Annotated in this window: 15 protein-coding genes; 8 read left to right on the top strand and 7 right to left on the bottom strand. The window is 72.2% G+C overall.

Annotation, left to right across the window (positions count from 1 at the left end; translation table 11 throughout):
* Window positions 1-262: 262 nt before the first annotated feature.
* Window positions 263-1,186 (top strand): 1-phosphofructokinase family hexose kinase, encoded by a 924-nt coding sequence (locus tag OG994_RS06180; RefSeq protein ID WP_240032774.1) that lies wholly within the window; start codon window positions 263-265, stop codon window positions 1,184-1,186.
* 28 nt (window positions 1,187-1,214) lie between these two features.
* On the top strand, window positions 1,215-2,048 hold the full coding sequence (locus tag OG994_RS06175; protein ID WP_120326734.1) for a DeoR/GlpR family DNA-binding transcription regulator: 834 nt from the start codon (window positions 1,215-1,217) through the stop codon (window positions 2,046-2,048).
* A 53-nt stretch (window positions 2,049-2,101) separates the two neighbouring features.
* Here OG994_RS06175 and OG994_RS06170 read toward each other — a convergent pair whose 3' ends face one another.
* The gene (locus tag OG994_RS06170; protein WP_328852497.1) at window positions 2,102-2,341 is read right to left on the bottom strand and encodes a winged helix-turn-helix domain-containing protein; all 240 of its coding nucleotides are present in this window, start codon (window positions 2,339-2,341) and stop codon (window positions 2,102-2,104) included.
* Window positions 2,342-2,653: 312 nt separating this feature from the next.
* On the opposite strand from OG994_RS06170, the gene OG994_RS06165 reads away from it, so the two are divergent.
* A complete protein-coding gene (locus tag OG994_RS06165; protein ID WP_407942568.1) occupies window positions 2,654-2,929 on the top strand; it encodes a DivIVA domain-containing protein in 276 nt (91 codons plus the stop codon).
* Between the two features lie 113 nt (window positions 2,930-3,042).
* Here the strand turns inward: OG994_RS06165 and OG994_RS06160 are convergent, their stop codons facing one another.
* Window positions 3,043-3,999: a DUF559 domain-containing protein gene (locus OG994_RS06160; protein WP_328852496.1), complete on the bottom strand. Its 957-nt coding sequence runs from the start codon at window positions 3,997-3,999 to the stop codon at window positions 3,043-3,045.
* A 199-nt stretch (window positions 4,000-4,198) separates the two neighbouring features.
* Here OG994_RS06160 and OG994_RS06155 point away from each other — a divergent pair, with 199 nt between their 5' ends.
* Genes OG994_RS06155 through OG994_RS06145 form a run of 3 tightly spaced genes read left to right on the top strand, consistent with a single transcriptional unit; the run spans window position 4,199 to window position 5,923 of the window.
* Window positions 4,199-5,197 carry an RNA polymerase subunit sigma-70 gene (locus tag OG994_RS06155; RefSeq protein ID WP_328852495.1) on the top strand — a complete coding sequence of 333 codons (999 nt, stop codon included), beginning with the start codon at window positions 4,199-4,201 and terminating at the stop codon, window positions 5,195-5,197.
* Between the two features lie 5 nt (window positions 5,198-5,202).
* On the top strand, window positions 5,203-5,478 hold the full coding sequence (locus OG994_RS06150) for a hypothetical protein (RefSeq protein ID WP_328852494.1): 276 nt from the start codon (window positions 5,203-5,205) through the stop codon (window positions 5,476-5,478).
* Entirely contained in the window at window positions 5,462-5,923 is a 462-nt protein-coding gene (locus OG994_RS06145; RefSeq protein WP_328852493.1) for a DUF6069 family protein, read from the top strand. The genes OG994_RS06150 and OG994_RS06145 overlap by 17 nt, the downstream gene beginning before the upstream one ends.
* Before the next feature lie 171 nt (window positions 5,924-6,094).
* Here the strand turns inward: OG994_RS06145 and OG994_RS06140 are convergent, their stop codons facing one another.
* From OG994_RS06140 to OG994_RS06125, 4 genes are all read right to left on the bottom strand, one after another.
* The gene (locus OG994_RS06140; protein ID WP_328852492.1) at window positions 6,095-6,565 is read right to left on the bottom strand and encodes a hypothetical protein; all 471 of its coding nucleotides are present in this window, start codon (window positions 6,563-6,565) and stop codon (window positions 6,095-6,097) included.
* Between the two features lie 281 nt (window positions 6,566-6,846).
* Window positions 6,847-9,501, bottom strand: a complete 2,655-nt coding sequence (locus tag OG994_RS06135; RefSeq protein WP_328852491.1) for a M14 family zinc carboxypeptidase — start codon at window positions 9,499-9,501, stop codon at window positions 6,847-6,849.
* Between the two features lie 218 nt (window positions 9,502-9,719).
* Window positions 9,720-11,345 (bottom strand): ABC transporter permease, encoded by a 1,626-nt coding sequence (locus tag OG994_RS06130; RefSeq protein ID WP_328852490.1) that lies wholly within the window; start codon window positions 11,343-11,345, stop codon window positions 9,720-9,722.
* Window positions 11,342-12,286 carry an ABC transporter ATP-binding protein gene (locus tag OG994_RS06125; protein ID WP_328852489.1) on the bottom strand — a complete coding sequence of 315 codons (945 nt, stop codon included), beginning with the start codon at window positions 12,284-12,286 and terminating at the stop codon, window positions 11,342-11,344. Before OG994_RS06125 ends, OG994_RS06130 begins: the two co-directional genes overlap by 4 nt.
* A gap of 130 nt (window positions 12,287-12,416) precedes the next feature.
* Here OG994_RS06125 and OG994_RS06120 point away from each other — a divergent pair, with 130 nt between their 5' ends.
* Complete coding sequence (locus tag OG994_RS06120) at window positions 12,417-13,289, top strand: TetR family transcriptional regulator (RefSeq protein ID WP_120326265.1); 873 nt, start codon at window positions 12,417-12,419, stop codon at window positions 13,287-13,289.
* A 17-nt stretch (window positions 13,290-13,306) separates the two neighbouring features.
* On the opposite strand, the gene OG994_RS06115 is transcribed toward OG994_RS06120, so the two are convergent.
* A complete protein-coding gene (locus tag OG994_RS06115) occupies window positions 13,307-13,801 on the bottom strand; it encodes a MarR family winged helix-turn-helix transcriptional regulator (RefSeq protein WP_120326266.1) in 495 nt (164 codons plus the stop codon).
* Between the two features lie 138 nt (window positions 13,802-13,939).
* On the opposite strand from OG994_RS06115, the gene OG994_RS06110 reads away from it, so the two are divergent.
* A complete protein-coding gene (locus OG994_RS06110; RefSeq protein ID WP_120326267.1) occupies window positions 13,940-14,500 on the top strand; it encodes an NADPH-dependent FMN reductase in 561 nt (186 codons plus the stop codon).
* Window positions 14,501-14,510: the final 10 nt, after the last annotated feature.

Below are 14,510 nucleotides of genomic sequence, written 5' to 3'. Positions count from 1 at the left end.
TCGAACGTGTACGGTTACGCCGATCATCGATCAGTGTCAATCACATATCGATCGATGGCAAGAGGGGAGATCCCGCGAGGCCAGCCGCTGGTCGCGTCGGCCCGTCGACGGATTGCCCGACGACCACCTGATCACTTACGCTCGCATCGCCGCAAGATCGAGCAGATTTCACACCCACCGGGAGCCAGCGGCCGGAGGTGACCCACGTGGAACACGAGACCAGCGGGCGGCCCCGCTGCCCGACCCGATCGATGGTCCGCACGTGACCGGTCGCGTCCTCACCGTCACGCTCAACGCCGCGCTGGACGTGACGTACCACGTCGCCGCCTTCACGCCGGGCGCCACCCACCGCGTGTCCCGGGTGGACGAACGGGCCGGCGGGAAGGGCCTCAACGTCGCCCGCCTGCTGCACGCCCTCGGCACCCCGGTCGTCGCCACCGGACTCGCGGGCGGCGCCTGCGGCGCACGCATCCGCTCCCTGCTCGCCGACCAGGAGGTGCCGGAGGCGTTCGTGCCGATCGCCGCCGAGTCGCGGCGGACCGTCGTCGTGGCCGAGCCGGACACCGCCACCGGCCTGTGGGAGCCCGGCCCCACGGTCACCGCCGACGAGTGGGACGCCTTCCTCGCCCGGTTCACCGACCTGGTACGCGACGCCGAGGTGGCCGTGCTCTCCGGCTCCCTGCCGTCCGGGGTGCCGGCCGACGCGTACCGCGTGCTCGTCGAGGTGGCCCGGCGGGCCGGCGCCCGGACGGTGCTCGACACCAGCGGCGACCCGCTGCGCCACGGCCTGGACGCGGGCCCGGACCTCGTCAAGCCGAACGCCGAGGAACTGGCCGGCCTCACCGGGCACGCGCCGCCGGGTCCGGCCGCCGCCGTCGAAACCGTCCGCGCGCTCGACGCGGACGCCGTCGTCGCCTCGTTCGGCCCCGAGGGGCTGCTCGCCGTGACCGGCGAGGGCGCCTGGCACGCGTACCTGCCACACCCCGTCGCCGGAAACCCGACCGGCGCGGGAGACGCCTGCGTGGCCGCGCTGACCCGGGGCATGATCGGGCGGCACGCCTGGCCCGACCGGCTCACCGAGGCGGTCGCGCTGTCGGCGGCGGCCGTCCGCGCGCCGGTGGCGGGAAGCGTGGACCTCGCCGACTACCGGCACCTGCTCCCCGCCGTGATCGTCAAGGAGCTGTGATGCCTGACTCCGGCGCCCGGAGCCCGCTGTGACCTCCACCGACGCCGCCACGGGAGGCACCGCGCCCGGCGGGGCGGCCGACCGGTCCCGACGGCTGCAGGCGCTGCTGGAGCTACTCGCCGCGCGCGGCGGCCGGCTGTCGGTGGCCGAGGCCGCGGCCGCCCTCCAGGTCTCCGAGCCGACCGTCCGCCGGGACTTCACGACCCTGGCCACGCAGCAGCTGGTGACCCGCACGCACGGCGGCATCGTGGCCAGCTCGGTGGCGTACGACCTGCCGGTCCGCTACCGCCACCGCGGCGACCGCGGCGCCAAGGAGCGCATCGCCGCCACGGCCGCCGGCCTCGTCGAGCCGGGCAGCGTCGTGGGGCTGAACGGGGGCACCACCACGTCGGCCACCGCCCGACATCTCGCGGCACGCCCCGACCTGGCGCAGGCCACCGCCCGGCCGGCGCTGACGGTGGTCACGAACGCGCTGAACATCGCCACCGAGATGGTGCTGCGACCCTCCGTGCGCACCGTCATCCTCGGCGGGGTCGCGCTCCCCCAGTCGTACGAACTGACCGGCCCGCTCACCACCATGGTCATGCAGTCCCTGTGGCTGGACGTCCTCATCCTCGGCGTCGACGGCTTCTCCACCGACGGCACGTCGTGCCACGACGAGAGCGAGGCGGGCATCGACGCGCTGATGGTCACGCGCGCCCGTCGAGTGGTCGTCGTGGCCGGGTCCGAGAAGCTCGGCCGCCACTCCTTCGCCAAGATCTGTGACGCGTCCGCCGTGGACACCCTGGTCACCGACGACGCGGCCGACGCGCAGGTGGTGGCAGACCTACGCGCCGCCGGCGTGACCGTCCTCCTGGCCTAGCCTCCGGCTGATCTCCGAGACGGGTCCACTCGGACGCGACCAGGCCCAGGAGCTCAGGGCTCGCGCATCCAGGTCTTCGGGTCGGTGACGAAGACACCCTTGCCCTGCTGCCTCCGGATGACCCGCAGCGCCTCCAAGCGGGCATAGGCCATCTGCACCGTCCCGTGGCTGACGTGGTAACGGTCACGCAGCTCGGCGATCGAGGGCAGCTTGTCCCCCGGCTTCAACCTCTTGGATCTCACGTCGGCGATCACATCGTCGGCGATGCGCCAGTAGTCCGGCACTTCTCGCATGGCACTCCTCGCGTGGCGATCCGATTCGATCACACCGCGACGCGCCTAACAAGCAGCGTTGACTTAACTGACATGTCTAGATAAGTTGGCTCTGAGCCGCTTCTCGCGTGGCAACGGGTTCGGCTCATCCCCCTGGTCGGGGCGGGTGCCGTGTGCCCGTCCCGACCCACCGGACTGCTCTGCTGTCGTACCGCTGACGCTGCGGCAGCGGAGCGGGCGGGTCGTCCGCGGCCCCCGCGCGGACGACCCGCCCTGCCCAGCGCCCACCAGCGGGACCCGTCGCGTTCCCGCGTGCCCTCCGGAAGGATCGTCGTGACTCAGGTGTATCGAGGTGGCCGGCCCTACCCCGCCGGATATCCGGGTCGGCTGACGCCGCACGAGGTGCGCACCCGCGAGTTCGCCGCGTGCCGGCGCGGTGTCGACCCGATCGAGGTACGCGAGTTCCAGGCGCGCGTAGCCGACGAGCTGGCGGTGCTCAACGAGACGGTGCGGCTGCTCACCGAGGAGAACGATCGGATCAAGCGGGCGCTGCGCGACTGGCAGACCATGCACGCCCGGGAGTGCCGGCCCAACGAGGGGCACTGGTAACGGTGCGGCCTCAGCCCAGCGACCGAACCAAGGCCGATTGTTGGCGGTTGAGCTGCCGTGTCGTCGGCGTGTCGGGTAGCTGTCCCGCCATTGATCGGCAGGGCACCGCGTCATCACGGCCGCGGGGCGGCCCGCCGGCGGGCGAGGATGGCGAGCGTCTCCCGGCGTACGGCCTCCGGCTCGCGGGTCAGTCGGCGGTGGGTGAAGCGAACGACGAGGATGCCGAGAGCGGCGAGCTGCGCGTCCCGGCGCAGGTCGACCTCGCGTTGACGCGGGTCGCCGTGGGTCGTGGCGCCGTCGAGTTCGATGTTGACGCGCTCGATCTCGGCGTAGAGGTCGAGGTAGACGTTGCGCGTGCCGATCCGGACGGGAACCTGTCGTCGGAACAGCGGCATTCCCGGGCCGGTGAAGACCCGCTCGTGCCCCCAGATCTCGAGCGGGCTGCGGCAGCCCTCGGCGAGCTGGGTCAGCAGCGTCCGGAACACGCCCCGATCCGCGAGCTTCGGCGCCGCCTCCAGCGCGGACATCAGACGCTGCGGCGTGGAAAGCCGGTTGTTGACGGCCCGGATCACGGGTGCCCGCCGCTCACCGGGCGGCAGCAGCGGCCACGAGTCGACGAGGGCCCGTTCGAGTCGGGTCACCGCCATGCCCTGCCGGCGCACGACGTACGGCGGCCGCATCAGGAACCCCTGCCGTCGGTGCACGGCTACTCCGGGACGGCTGCGAAGACCGACGCCGGCCGGCACGCTCAGGTGCAGCAGGCCGCCGGCCGCCTGCCGGTGCAGACCCCACACGGCGAGCGCGCTGAGGTGGCTGAGCGCAGCGCGCCCGCCGGCCCAGGCGAGGACCGCGCGGTTGCCGAGGGCCGGGTCGAGCCGTCCGACGAGCGGTTCGGTCACGGACCGTCCACCCAGCAGGTGCGCCGCCACGAACACCTCGGGCAGTACGCGCACCAACTGCCCCCTGCGGCACGCCCGCTCCAGGGTCCACTCCGGCACCACCTGCACGGCCGCCGTACGAGTCACCAGCCCGCCGCCGCGCCCGACCAGCTCCGTGAGCACAGGATTCACCCCGACGACCGTGGCCACCCGCCACCGGACCCGCAACCCCGAGCGCCACACCTGTGGACACCCGTCAGCGCTGTGCACAGCCCCCGTCGCGTCGCCGGATCTGCTATGGCGAGCCGCGCAACGGCACTCCGGTGATGAGTTGTCGCGCCCGTACCCGTCATACCTACGACAGGCCACGACGAGGCGGAAGGATGACGTGATGAACGCGGACACGCGGCTCGAGGAGCTGGGCGTGAGCGGTCTGGGCGAGGTCGACGAGGCGGCGTTCTCGGGGCTGGCGGAGCGGCACCGGCGGGAGCTGCACGTGCACTGCTACCGGATGCTCGGGTCGTTCGAGGACGCCGAGGACACCGTGCAGGAAACCTTCCTGCGTGCCTGGCGGCGGAGGGAGACCTTCGAGGGACGGTCGACGTTCCGGGCCTGGTTGTACCGGATCGCCACCAACGCCTGCCTCGACCTGCTCGCCAAGTGCCGCCCGGAGCCCGCGACCGGCGGCGAGGTGCGGTGGCTGCAGCCCTACCCGGACCGGCTCCTCGACGAGCTGCCCGCGGGCGACGCGGACGAGCCGGAGACCGTCGCCGTCGCGCGGGAGACGATCGAGCTGGCGTACCTCGTCGCGGTCCAGCACCTCGCGCCGCGCCCGCGGGCCGTGCTCATCCTGCGGGACGTGCTCGGCTGGCCGGCGAAGGACGTCGCGGAACTCCTCGGGGTCTCCGTCAACTCCGTGAACAGCGCGCTGCAACGGGCCCGCGCCGGCATGCGGGAGCACCTGCCCGCCGAGCGGCAGGACTGGACCGGCGGCGAGGGGGACGCCGGGACGCGTGAGCTGGTACGTCGCTACACCGACGCCAGCGTGGCCACGGACATCGACGGGCTCGCCGCACTGCTGCGCGACGACGTCCGCTGTTCGATGCCGCCCACGCCGGGCCTGCGCGTCGGCCGTGACGCCGTGGTGAACGACTGGGTCAACGACGGCTTCGAGGACCTGGGGCGCCTGCGCGCCGTCCAGACCTCGGTGAACCGGCAGCCCGCCGTCGCCTTCTACCTGTGGCGCAAGCAGGAGGGCGCGTACCTTCCGCTGACCATCGACGTCCTGCGGATCAGCGGCGGGGCGATCACCGAGATCATCACGTTCCACGACGACCAGTTCCCGCGCCTCGGGCTGCCGGAGCGCCTGCCGGCGGACGGCACCGAGTAGTGCCGGTGTGGACGCTCGCGCTGCGCGGCGGCGAGCGGGTCGCGGTGGTCGCCGCGCAGTGGTCCGACGCGTTCGGCGTCGTCACCCGGGGACGGGTGCAGCTGGAGCTGCGGGACGGCGAACCCGGGCCGGTCCTCGGACGCGACGCCGGGTTCTGGCTCCGCGGCACCGGCGTCCGGGCCCTGCGGAACCCCGACCGCCGCACAGCGAAGGTGCGCATCGTCACCCCCAGGACCCCCAGCTACCGATTGACGGAGGCACGACATGAACAGCGTGGATGACACCGGGGACGTCGCAGGTCTGACATCGGTCCCGACCAGTCACCGCCTCCGCGGGCTCGCCGGCATCGGCGTGCTCGCCACGCTCGCGGCGATGGTGGCCACCACCCTCGCCGCCGCGCTCGCCCAGGCCATGGGTGTCGACTTCGAGATCCCCGACGGCGGGCAGGCGATCCCGTTGCCCGGGTTCGCCGTGGTGACCGGCTTCTTCTCGGTCGTGGGCGTCGTCATCGCCGTCGCCCTCTTCCGTTGGAGCGGGCGCCCCGCCGACCGGTTCCTGTGGACGGCAGTGACGCTGACCGCGATCTCGCTGGTCCCGCCCCTCATCTCGGGGGCGAACACCGCCACCGCCACGGCCCTCCTCGGGCTGCACCTCGTCCCTGCGGCGGTGATGATCCCGACCCTGACGCGGAGCCTCCGCACCCGAAGCACCATGGCCGGAGAGTGACCGACGGGTCGGTCGATCGACGGTGGGGTGCGGTGCGGGCACGGATCCCGGAAATCCCGTGGGAGAGGCGCTGAACGCGCGACCCGGGGAGGTCGCCTCGACCACGCTCACCGGTCCCGCGGTACGAGACAACCACGAGCTGAAGTCTCCTGCACAAAAACGGGGAGCCGTTCAGCGAGCAGTGTCCTTCATGGTGAGGCCGGCGTCCTCGAGGACCTCCCGGCCCGCCCAGCCGCCCGCCAGCGGATAGGCGGAGCCATGTCTCATCGCGTCTTCCAACGGGAGCGCCCACAGGTGCTCGATGAGCAGAAGGACCAGATTGCTGCCCGGCGGGAGGCTGACCTTGGGATCCGGGATGGGGGTTCCCTGCACGAGGAAGCCGGAGGAATCCGCCGTGTAGGAGTTGAGAACCCGGCTAGCGCCGGCCGTTCGCAACATCCTCCGGATGAGTTCTCCGTCCCAGTCGCTGACCCCGTCGATCGCATGTTCGGTGATGGTGCGGTCCCTGGCCCTGCTGATGGCGTAGACGTCGAGCAGCCGGACGGCGTCACTGGATCGGAGCAGGTTGATCTGCTGCCCGATCTCCTGGGGCAGGTCGTCCTGCCTGTAGCCGATGGCGAGGATCTGCACGGCACCGATCACGACCGACCCCTTCCGGGCGACGATGGCGGACCCTGCGCCCACCACCGCCGACGCCTACCCGCGCCGATGCCGCACAAACAGGGCCGCGCGAGCGTCCCGAAGGGGGGCCGCGCGAGCGTCCCGGCTCGGGGAGCGGGGCCGCAGCGACGGCCGGGATCGCCAGAGCCTGCGCGACCGGAACGTCGGCTGCGGCGCCTGGGTGGCACCGCAGCCGACGTGGTCGTCCAGGCCGGTGGTCGTCCAGTCCGGTGGTCGACCCGGCCGGTCCTGACCGGCCGGCCCTACCGGAAGAGTCCGGCGAGTTGTTCGGCGCCGACGTCCTGCCCCGCGCCGTTGTACATGGCGTTCGTGACCACCGTCCAGGCGGCGCGAGGCCAGGTGCGGAAGGTGATGTGGCCGCCGGCGATGGTGGCCTCGCCCTCGCCCACCTCGAAGGTGGCGATGTTCGTGGCCCCGCCGATGGCGGCGCTGCCGTGGGCGTAGCCGCTCACGAGCAGGTCGTCCTTGTCCGGGTACGTGGCGGCCACCCGCGCGTCGCCGGTCACGGTGAAGGCAGCGTCGTTGTTGAACCAGGTCGGCCACGACTCGGGCATTCCCCAGGCCGCGGGCACGTCCGGATCGTAGCGCTGCTCCAGCAGCGCGCCGGGCACGTTGAACACGCTCCGGTCGGTGGGCGTGACGTTCCGGACGGGCAGGCCGAGCGACGTGGCGGCGGTGGTGGACGCGCTGCCGAGCGCGACGAGGTTGCCGCCGGCGTTCACGAACTGCTTGAGCTTGTCGAGCCCGTCGGGTACGCCCCGGGCCCAGTGGAACTCGGCGGGGTTCTTCGCGGGGTCGAGACCGCGGGTGATGGTGTTCGCCGAGATGCCCGGGGCGAGCACGATGGTGTCGTACCGGCCGCTGAGGTCGGCGTAGTCGTCGGCGCTGACGACCTGGTAGTTCACGCCGATCTGGTCGAACATCCACATCATCCACCCGCCGGGCATGTTGTTGGCCCCGCGGATCAGACCCACCCGGGTCTTGTCCTTCAGCTTGATCGCGTCGACCTTCGGCACGGTCCGGGTGGCGTACACCGGCAGGCCGGTCTCCTGGCTGGCCCTGGTCAGCACCTGGCGGGCCCTCGGGTCCTTGGCGGGTACGAGGAGCGCACCGGCGGGCAGGGTCCGTCCGTCGATCCGGATGCCCGCCTTGGCGCGGTACGTCGGCACGGCGGCGTCCTGCAGGTCGGCGATGACCTGGCTGAGGCCGTACGAGGTGGGGCTGAGGACGTAGGCGCCCGTCTGACCGGGGTGGCCCGGCATCTGCTGCCGCACCGGCTCGACGCCCCGCACCCGGGTCGTGACGGCCGCGAAGGGTTCCGCCACGGCGTCGACGTCGACGCCCATGAGGAGGGCGAGGTTGTCGGTGGTCTCGCTGTACGGCATGATCAGCGGGCACTGGGCGCACTTGCGTGCGCTGTCCGGGTACGTGTCGATCCGGAGGAGCTGATCGACCCACCGGCCCATCGGCTGGTGCGTCCGGAGGATGTAAGAGCCCTGCGGGTACGCCCTGCCGCCCGCGGTGAACGGCTTCGTGGCCCGGTCGATCTCCACCTGACCGAGGTCGAAGATCTTCAGCATGTCGTAGAGGGCGTACGGGTCGCGCTGGTCCGCCGGGACGACGTACGCGTACGGGCCGCCGTTCCACGTCTCGCTGTTGCGGTTCGACAGGTAGAGGTTGTTGTAGAGCCACGACGTGGGGTCGCCGGACACCGTCTTCATGCCGGAGTACGCCGCCGAGGACCCGTACTCCACGATCTGCTTGAGCGACCAGGTCTTGCGGTCGTACGGCATCACGGAGCGCAACGTCTTGTCGGCGGGCTCCAGGACGGTGTCGGACGTGTAGGTGTACGCGAGATCCCGGACCGACGCGATTTCGGTCAGCCAGGTCGACGTGCCGAGGAACGGGCTGTGGCCGATGACGTCGGCGTTCCAGAGAATGCCGTACGCGTCATTCCACTTCGAGCCCTTCTTGCCCTCCGCCACGAGGTCGCGCTGGGTCTGCTGGCCGAGGGAATTGGAGGCGGAGACGACGATCGGGTCCAACGTCTCGGACATCGGCTCGTCCCACGGCGGCGACCAGATCCGCGGCGAGTTCACTCCCGCCTGGTGCATGTAGTGCTGGGCGACCGGTCGGTACTTCTGCTCCAGCCGGACCCGGGTCCGCGACTCCTTCTGGGTCATCATGAACCAGTCCCGGTTGTTGTCGTGCCCGGCGTAGTGGTGGTACAGATCGGGATAGGTCCGGTTGAAATCGGTGCCCGCCGTCTTGTTGAAGTGGTCGACCACCAGGTGCTGTCCGTCCGGGTTCTGGGACGGGACCACGAGCAGGACCAGGTTGTCGAGGACCTGCCGGGTGAACTCGGAGTTCTCCGTCGCCAGGCGGTGCACCACGTCGACGAGGGACTGGGTGGCGCCGACCTCGGTCGAGTGGATCGTCGCCTCGATGTAGTAGACGGGCCGGCTCTTCGCGGCGAGCTGCCTCGCGTACTCGTCCATCGGCATGCGCGCCCGGCTCGCCTCGGCGCGCATGACCCGCGGGTCGGACAGGCGCTTGTTGATGTCGAGGATCTGGTCGATCCGCTTGAGATTGTGTCTGCTGCTCAGGAGCAGCACCGGGAACTCGTTGCCGAGTGTCGTCCGGTCCACGACCTGGTACTCGACCTCGTCCGAGCGGTCCGCGACGAGCTTGAAGTAGCGCTTGACGCTGCCGAAGTCGGCGAGCTTGCCCTCGTCGCCCATCTCGAAGCCGAAGAACTGCTTCGGCGTCGGCACCCCCTTGACCTTGACGTCGACCCGAGTCGATGGTCGGTCGAGCACCTGGGCCTGCACCGGAACAGCCGCGAGCCCCACCAGGGCCGTGGCAGCCACCACGGCGGTCACGTGCCGTAACCTCATCCCGCCTCCTCCCAGGGGAACTGGTGAGGACAGGGTCACGGCGAGATCACGAACCGGTCAATCATTACCAATGGGTAGCGCCGAAACAGAGACGATCTTCTTTCTGTCGACCATTTTCGCTGCCATTCGTCCGCCGGGCCGCGTCCGTTCTCGGCTTTGATCCACACCGATACGGAATCGCGGCCCGGCGCCCGGCACCCGCACGCGCGGGCGCCGGGTCAGCTCGGCACGTCGCGGTGGCGGAACGCGGCCACGCCCGCCGCGACGAGCAGCGCCGCCACCGCCACGAGCACCGCGAGCGGCAGCACGGTCGGGTCGACCGCGGGCACGGACGGGACGTGGGTGAACGGCGAGACGTCGAGCGCGGCCTGCGGCAGATCCAGCACGGCGCCGAGCTGCCCGAGCAGCAGGAACGCCAGCAGGGCCGTCCAGGACAGCACCACCGACCAGCGGGGCAGCAGCCCGAACAGCGCCGTCACCACCCCGGCCACCACGAGCAGGGCCGGCAGGCGCAGCGCCGCGGCGCCGCCCAGCGCCACCGTCTCCCCGAGCACGTCGCCGGAGACGATGCCGTAACCGAGGCCGGTCGTGGCCCCGGCGAGCAGCAGCAGGGCGAGCGCGCCGAGGACCGCGGCGGCGACCTGCGTGCCCAGCCAGCGGCCGCGGCTCACCGCGGTGGCGAGGACCGCTTCGAGGATCCCGTCGCTCTCGTCGGCGCGGACCCGCAGCAGGGCCTGCACGACGTACGCCCCGATGGTGAGCGCGAACAGCGCGAGCATCGCGGCGAGGTAGGCGTCGACGAGGTTCGCGCCGCCACCCATGGCGGCGATGGCCTCGGCGGCGGCCGGGTTCTCCGCGATCATGGTGTTGAACTCGTCGGCGGCGACGCCCATGCAGAAGCCGACGACGCCCACGCCGACGGCCCAGCCGAGCAGCGCGCCGCGCTGCAACCGCCAGGCCAGCCCGGCGGGGCTCAGCAGCGACGCCGCGGCGCGCGCCGGCCCGCGGCGCGGTGCGACGAGGCCGGCGCCGAGGTCGCGCCGCTCCGCCAGGGCGTACGCGACCGCGACCGCGACGACCAGCAGCGCCACCGGCAGGGCGAGGGTCCACCACTGCTCGCCACCGAAGGCCCGCACCTGGTTGCCCCACCCGAGCGGGGAGAGCCAGGACGGCCAGGCGCTGTCCACCCGGGTGCCGTCGGCGTTCACGTCGCCGAAGACGTCGCCCGCGGCGCGCAGGAGGAACGCGAGGCCCACGGAGGCGGCGGCGAGCGCGTTGGCGCCGCGGGAGGTGACGGTGATCTGGGCCGTGACCGCGGCGACGCCGGTGAACGCGAGGCCCACACCGCCGATCGCGGCGGCCGCCGCGACGCAGCCGGCCACCGGCAGGCCCGTGCCCGCGAGGGCGAGCGCGAGCAGGGCGGCGGACAGCACGTTCACCCCGACGACGACCAGCAGCGCGGCGGTGAGCAGCGCGTACCGGCCGACCACGGAGGCGCCGAGGAGTTCGGCGCGGCCGGTCTCCTCGTTCTGGCGGGTGTGCCGCACGACCGCGAACGTGCTGAGCAGCGCGACGGTCACCGCGAGCGTCACGTACGTCTCGGCGACCACCACGGCGCCGAGGTCCGCGCCGGCTATCGGGCCGTTGAACGCGCGGGCGACGAGGCTGGACGCCGATGTGGTGGCGTAGCCGTGGCGTGCCGCGTCGTCCGGGTAGACGCCGGACACACTGGCGGCCAGCGCGTACCCCAGCAGGGGCGTGCCGATCAGCCAGATGCCGAGCCGGACGCGGTCGCGGCGCAGGACCAGGCGGGTCAGCCGGCCGGTGCCGGCGAACGCGCTCATCGCAGGGCCGCCCGGGACTCGGAGGCCCCCGCGCCGGCCGTCGCGCGCCCGTCGTCGGCGGCGTCGGCGCCGTAGTGCCGCAGGAACAGCTCCTCCAGGGTGGGTGGGGCGCTGGTCAGCGCCCGCACGCCGAAGCGCACGAGGTGCCCGAGCAGCTCGTCGAGGTGCGCCGGCTCGACCTCCAGGTGGGTGCGTCCGTCGACGTCGCGGACGGCGTGCACGCCGGGCAGCGCCTCCAGCCCGGTCAGCGGGCGGGCGGTCTCGACGGTCACCGCGGTGCGGGTGAGGTGACGAAGCTCGGCGAGGGTGCCGGACTCGACACTGCGCCCCTCGCGGATGATGCTGACCCGGTCGCAGAGGGCCTCGACCTCGGCGAGCACGTGGCTGGAGAGCAGCACGGTGCCGCCCTCCCGCTTGATCCGCCGGACCTCGTCCTGGAACACGGCCTCCATGAGGGGGTCGAGGCCGGAGGTCGGCTCGTCGAGCACGTACAGCTCGACGTCGGAGGCGAACGCCGCCACGATGGCGACCTTCTGCCGGTTGCCCTTGGAGTACGTGCGGCAGGTGCGGGTGGGGTCGAGGTCGAAGCGCTCCAGCAGCTCGTCGCGGCGACGCCGGTCCAGGCCGCCGCGGAGCTGCCCGAACAGGTCGATCGCCTCGCCCCCGGACAGGTTCGGCCAGAGACTCACGTCGCCCGGCACGTACGCCAGCCGCCGGTGCAGCCGCACCGCGTCGCGCCAGGGGTCGGCGCCGAGCACCCGCACCTCGCCGGAGTCGCGGCGCAGCAGCCCGAGCAGGATCCGGATGGTGGTGGACTTCCCGGCGCCGTTGGGGCCGAGGAAGCCGTGCACCTCCCCCGGTTCCACCCGCAGGTCGAGCCCGTCGAGCGCGCGGACGGCGCCGAAGGTCTTGACCAGGTTGTCGATCGCGATGACGGCCATGGCCCCTCCCGGGGGTGACGCGTGAAGCCGGACGGATGAGACATCGACGCCTCCACTGTACTGACCGGCGGTCAGTCAGATCAACGGTGACCCCGGCCACCGGTCAGGACGGGCGACTAGGCTTGCCGGCATGACCGCCGAACCCGCGGACGACACCCGGTCGCGGATCCTGCGCGCCGCGCTCGACCTCTTCGCCGAGCACGGCTACCAGCGCACCCCGCTGCGTCAGATCGCGGAGCGGCTGCGGTTGACCAAGGCCGCCATCCTCTACCACTTCCCGACCAAGGAGCATCTGCTCACCGCCCTCGTCGAGCCGCTCCTGGCCGACCTGGAGCGGCTGCTGGACGCCGCCGAGCGCCTGCCGACCGAGCAGGCCCGCCAGGCGGTGCTGGAGGGCTGGGTCGACACGATGCTGACCCACCGTCGCCCGCTCGGCATGCTGTTCCACGACATCGCCCTGATCACCCGCGGCGACACGTTCCACCGTCTGATGCGGATCGCCATGCGCGCCAACCACCTCATCGCCGGGCCGGAGGCCGGGCGCCGGGCACGGGTCCGGGCCGTGCAGGCCGTGGCCATGTGCAGCGACCCGGTCGTGTTCTTCGCCGACGTGCCCGACGAGGTGCTCCGCGCCGACATGCTCGACGGCGTACGCCGGCTGCTGGCCACGCCGGCCACCGACGCCGCGACGGCCACCGACGCCGCGACGGTCGCGGACGCCGTGGCGAGCACCGGCCCGGCGCCGCGCACCGGCGCCACGGTCACCGGCGCCGCGGGGACCGGCGCGGCCGGGCGGATCGCGGCGGCCGGAGGGGGCGCGCCCACTCCACGGCGACGGCCCGGCCGGCCCCGCGCGCTGGGCCGCGAGCAGATCGCGGCGGCCCGGCGCATGCACGAGGCGGGCACCCACTCGGTGGACGCGATAGCCACCACCCTGGGCGTCTCCCGGGCCACCGTCTACCGCTACCTGGACGAGTCGGCAACCAATAACGAGACGGTTTAGCGACAATTCTGAGACGGTTACGAGGGACAGCCGGGGGGCTCGCCCCGGTCCGCCGACGTCCCGACCCGTTCCAGGGCCCGGGCCAGGCGGGCGAGGTCGATGCCCTCGAAGTGGTCGAGGAACCGCCGTCGGACGCTGGCCAGGTGACTCGGCCAGGACTCTTCGAGACGGGCGAAGCCGGCGTCGGTGAGGACGGCGTTCCACCCCCGCGCGTCCTCCTCGCTGCGCACCCGTCGCACCAGGCCCTGGCCCTCCAGCCGGCTGATGGTGCGCGTCATGCCGCTGAGCGAGAGGCGGCAGGCGGCGGCCAGCTCGCTCATCCGCATCTGCCGGCCGGGGGCCTCGGACAGGTGCATGAGCGCGAGGTACTCGGTGAGCGGCAGCTGGCGGTCACACACCATGTCCGTGTCGATCGCCCGGGGCAGGAGGTAGACGACCCGGAACAGGGCGCGGACCACGGCCTCCTCGTCGGCGTCGAGGGGCCGCAGGTGCTCCGGGGGCGTGACGGACATGCATCCATGCTAGTTGCGCCGCCGCCCGGCCCTCCCCCGCCGCTGTGACGGTGCCCATAGCCCGAATAATTGCTTGACGAAGCAAGCGTTGTCTAGCGTGTCCGCGTCAGGCACCACTTCTGGAGAGGCACCACACGCATGACCAGGATCGGCATCATCCTCGGCAGCACGCGACCCGGCCGTAACGGCGAGGCCGTCGCCCGTTGGGTCCTCGAGCTCGCCAAGCAGCGCTCGGACGCCGAGTTCGAGCTCATCGACCTGCTCGACCACCCGCTGCCCCACCTCGACGAGGCGATCCCGCCGTCGTACGGGCAGTACGCCCAGCCGCACACCAAGCGCTGGGCCGAGACGATCGCCTCGTACGACGGGTTCGTGATCGTCACCCCCGAGTACAACCACTCGACCTCGGGCGCCCTGAAGAACGCCATCGACTACCTCTACGCCGAGTGGAACAACAAGGCCGTCGGCTTCGTGAGCTACGGCTCCGTGGGCGGCGCCCGCGCCGTGGAGCACCTGCGGCTCATCGCTGGCGAGCTGCAGATGGCCGACGTGCGGGCCCAGGTCGCGCTGTCGCTCATGCACGACTTCGAGAACTACAGCGTCTTCAAGCCGAACCCCGGCCACGAGGGCGCCCTCCACACCATGCTCGACCAGGTCATCGCCTGGAGCGGTGCGCTGGCGCACCTGCGCAGGAACTGAACGCACCTCG

This window comes from Micromonospora globbae (assembly GCF_036184225.1).
In the GTDB taxonomy this organism is placed as follows: domain Bacteria; phylum Actinomycetota; class Actinomycetes; order Mycobacteriales; family Micromonosporaceae; genus Micromonospora; species Micromonospora globbae.
This window is presented reverse-complemented; position numbering and strand designations above follow the sequence as displayed.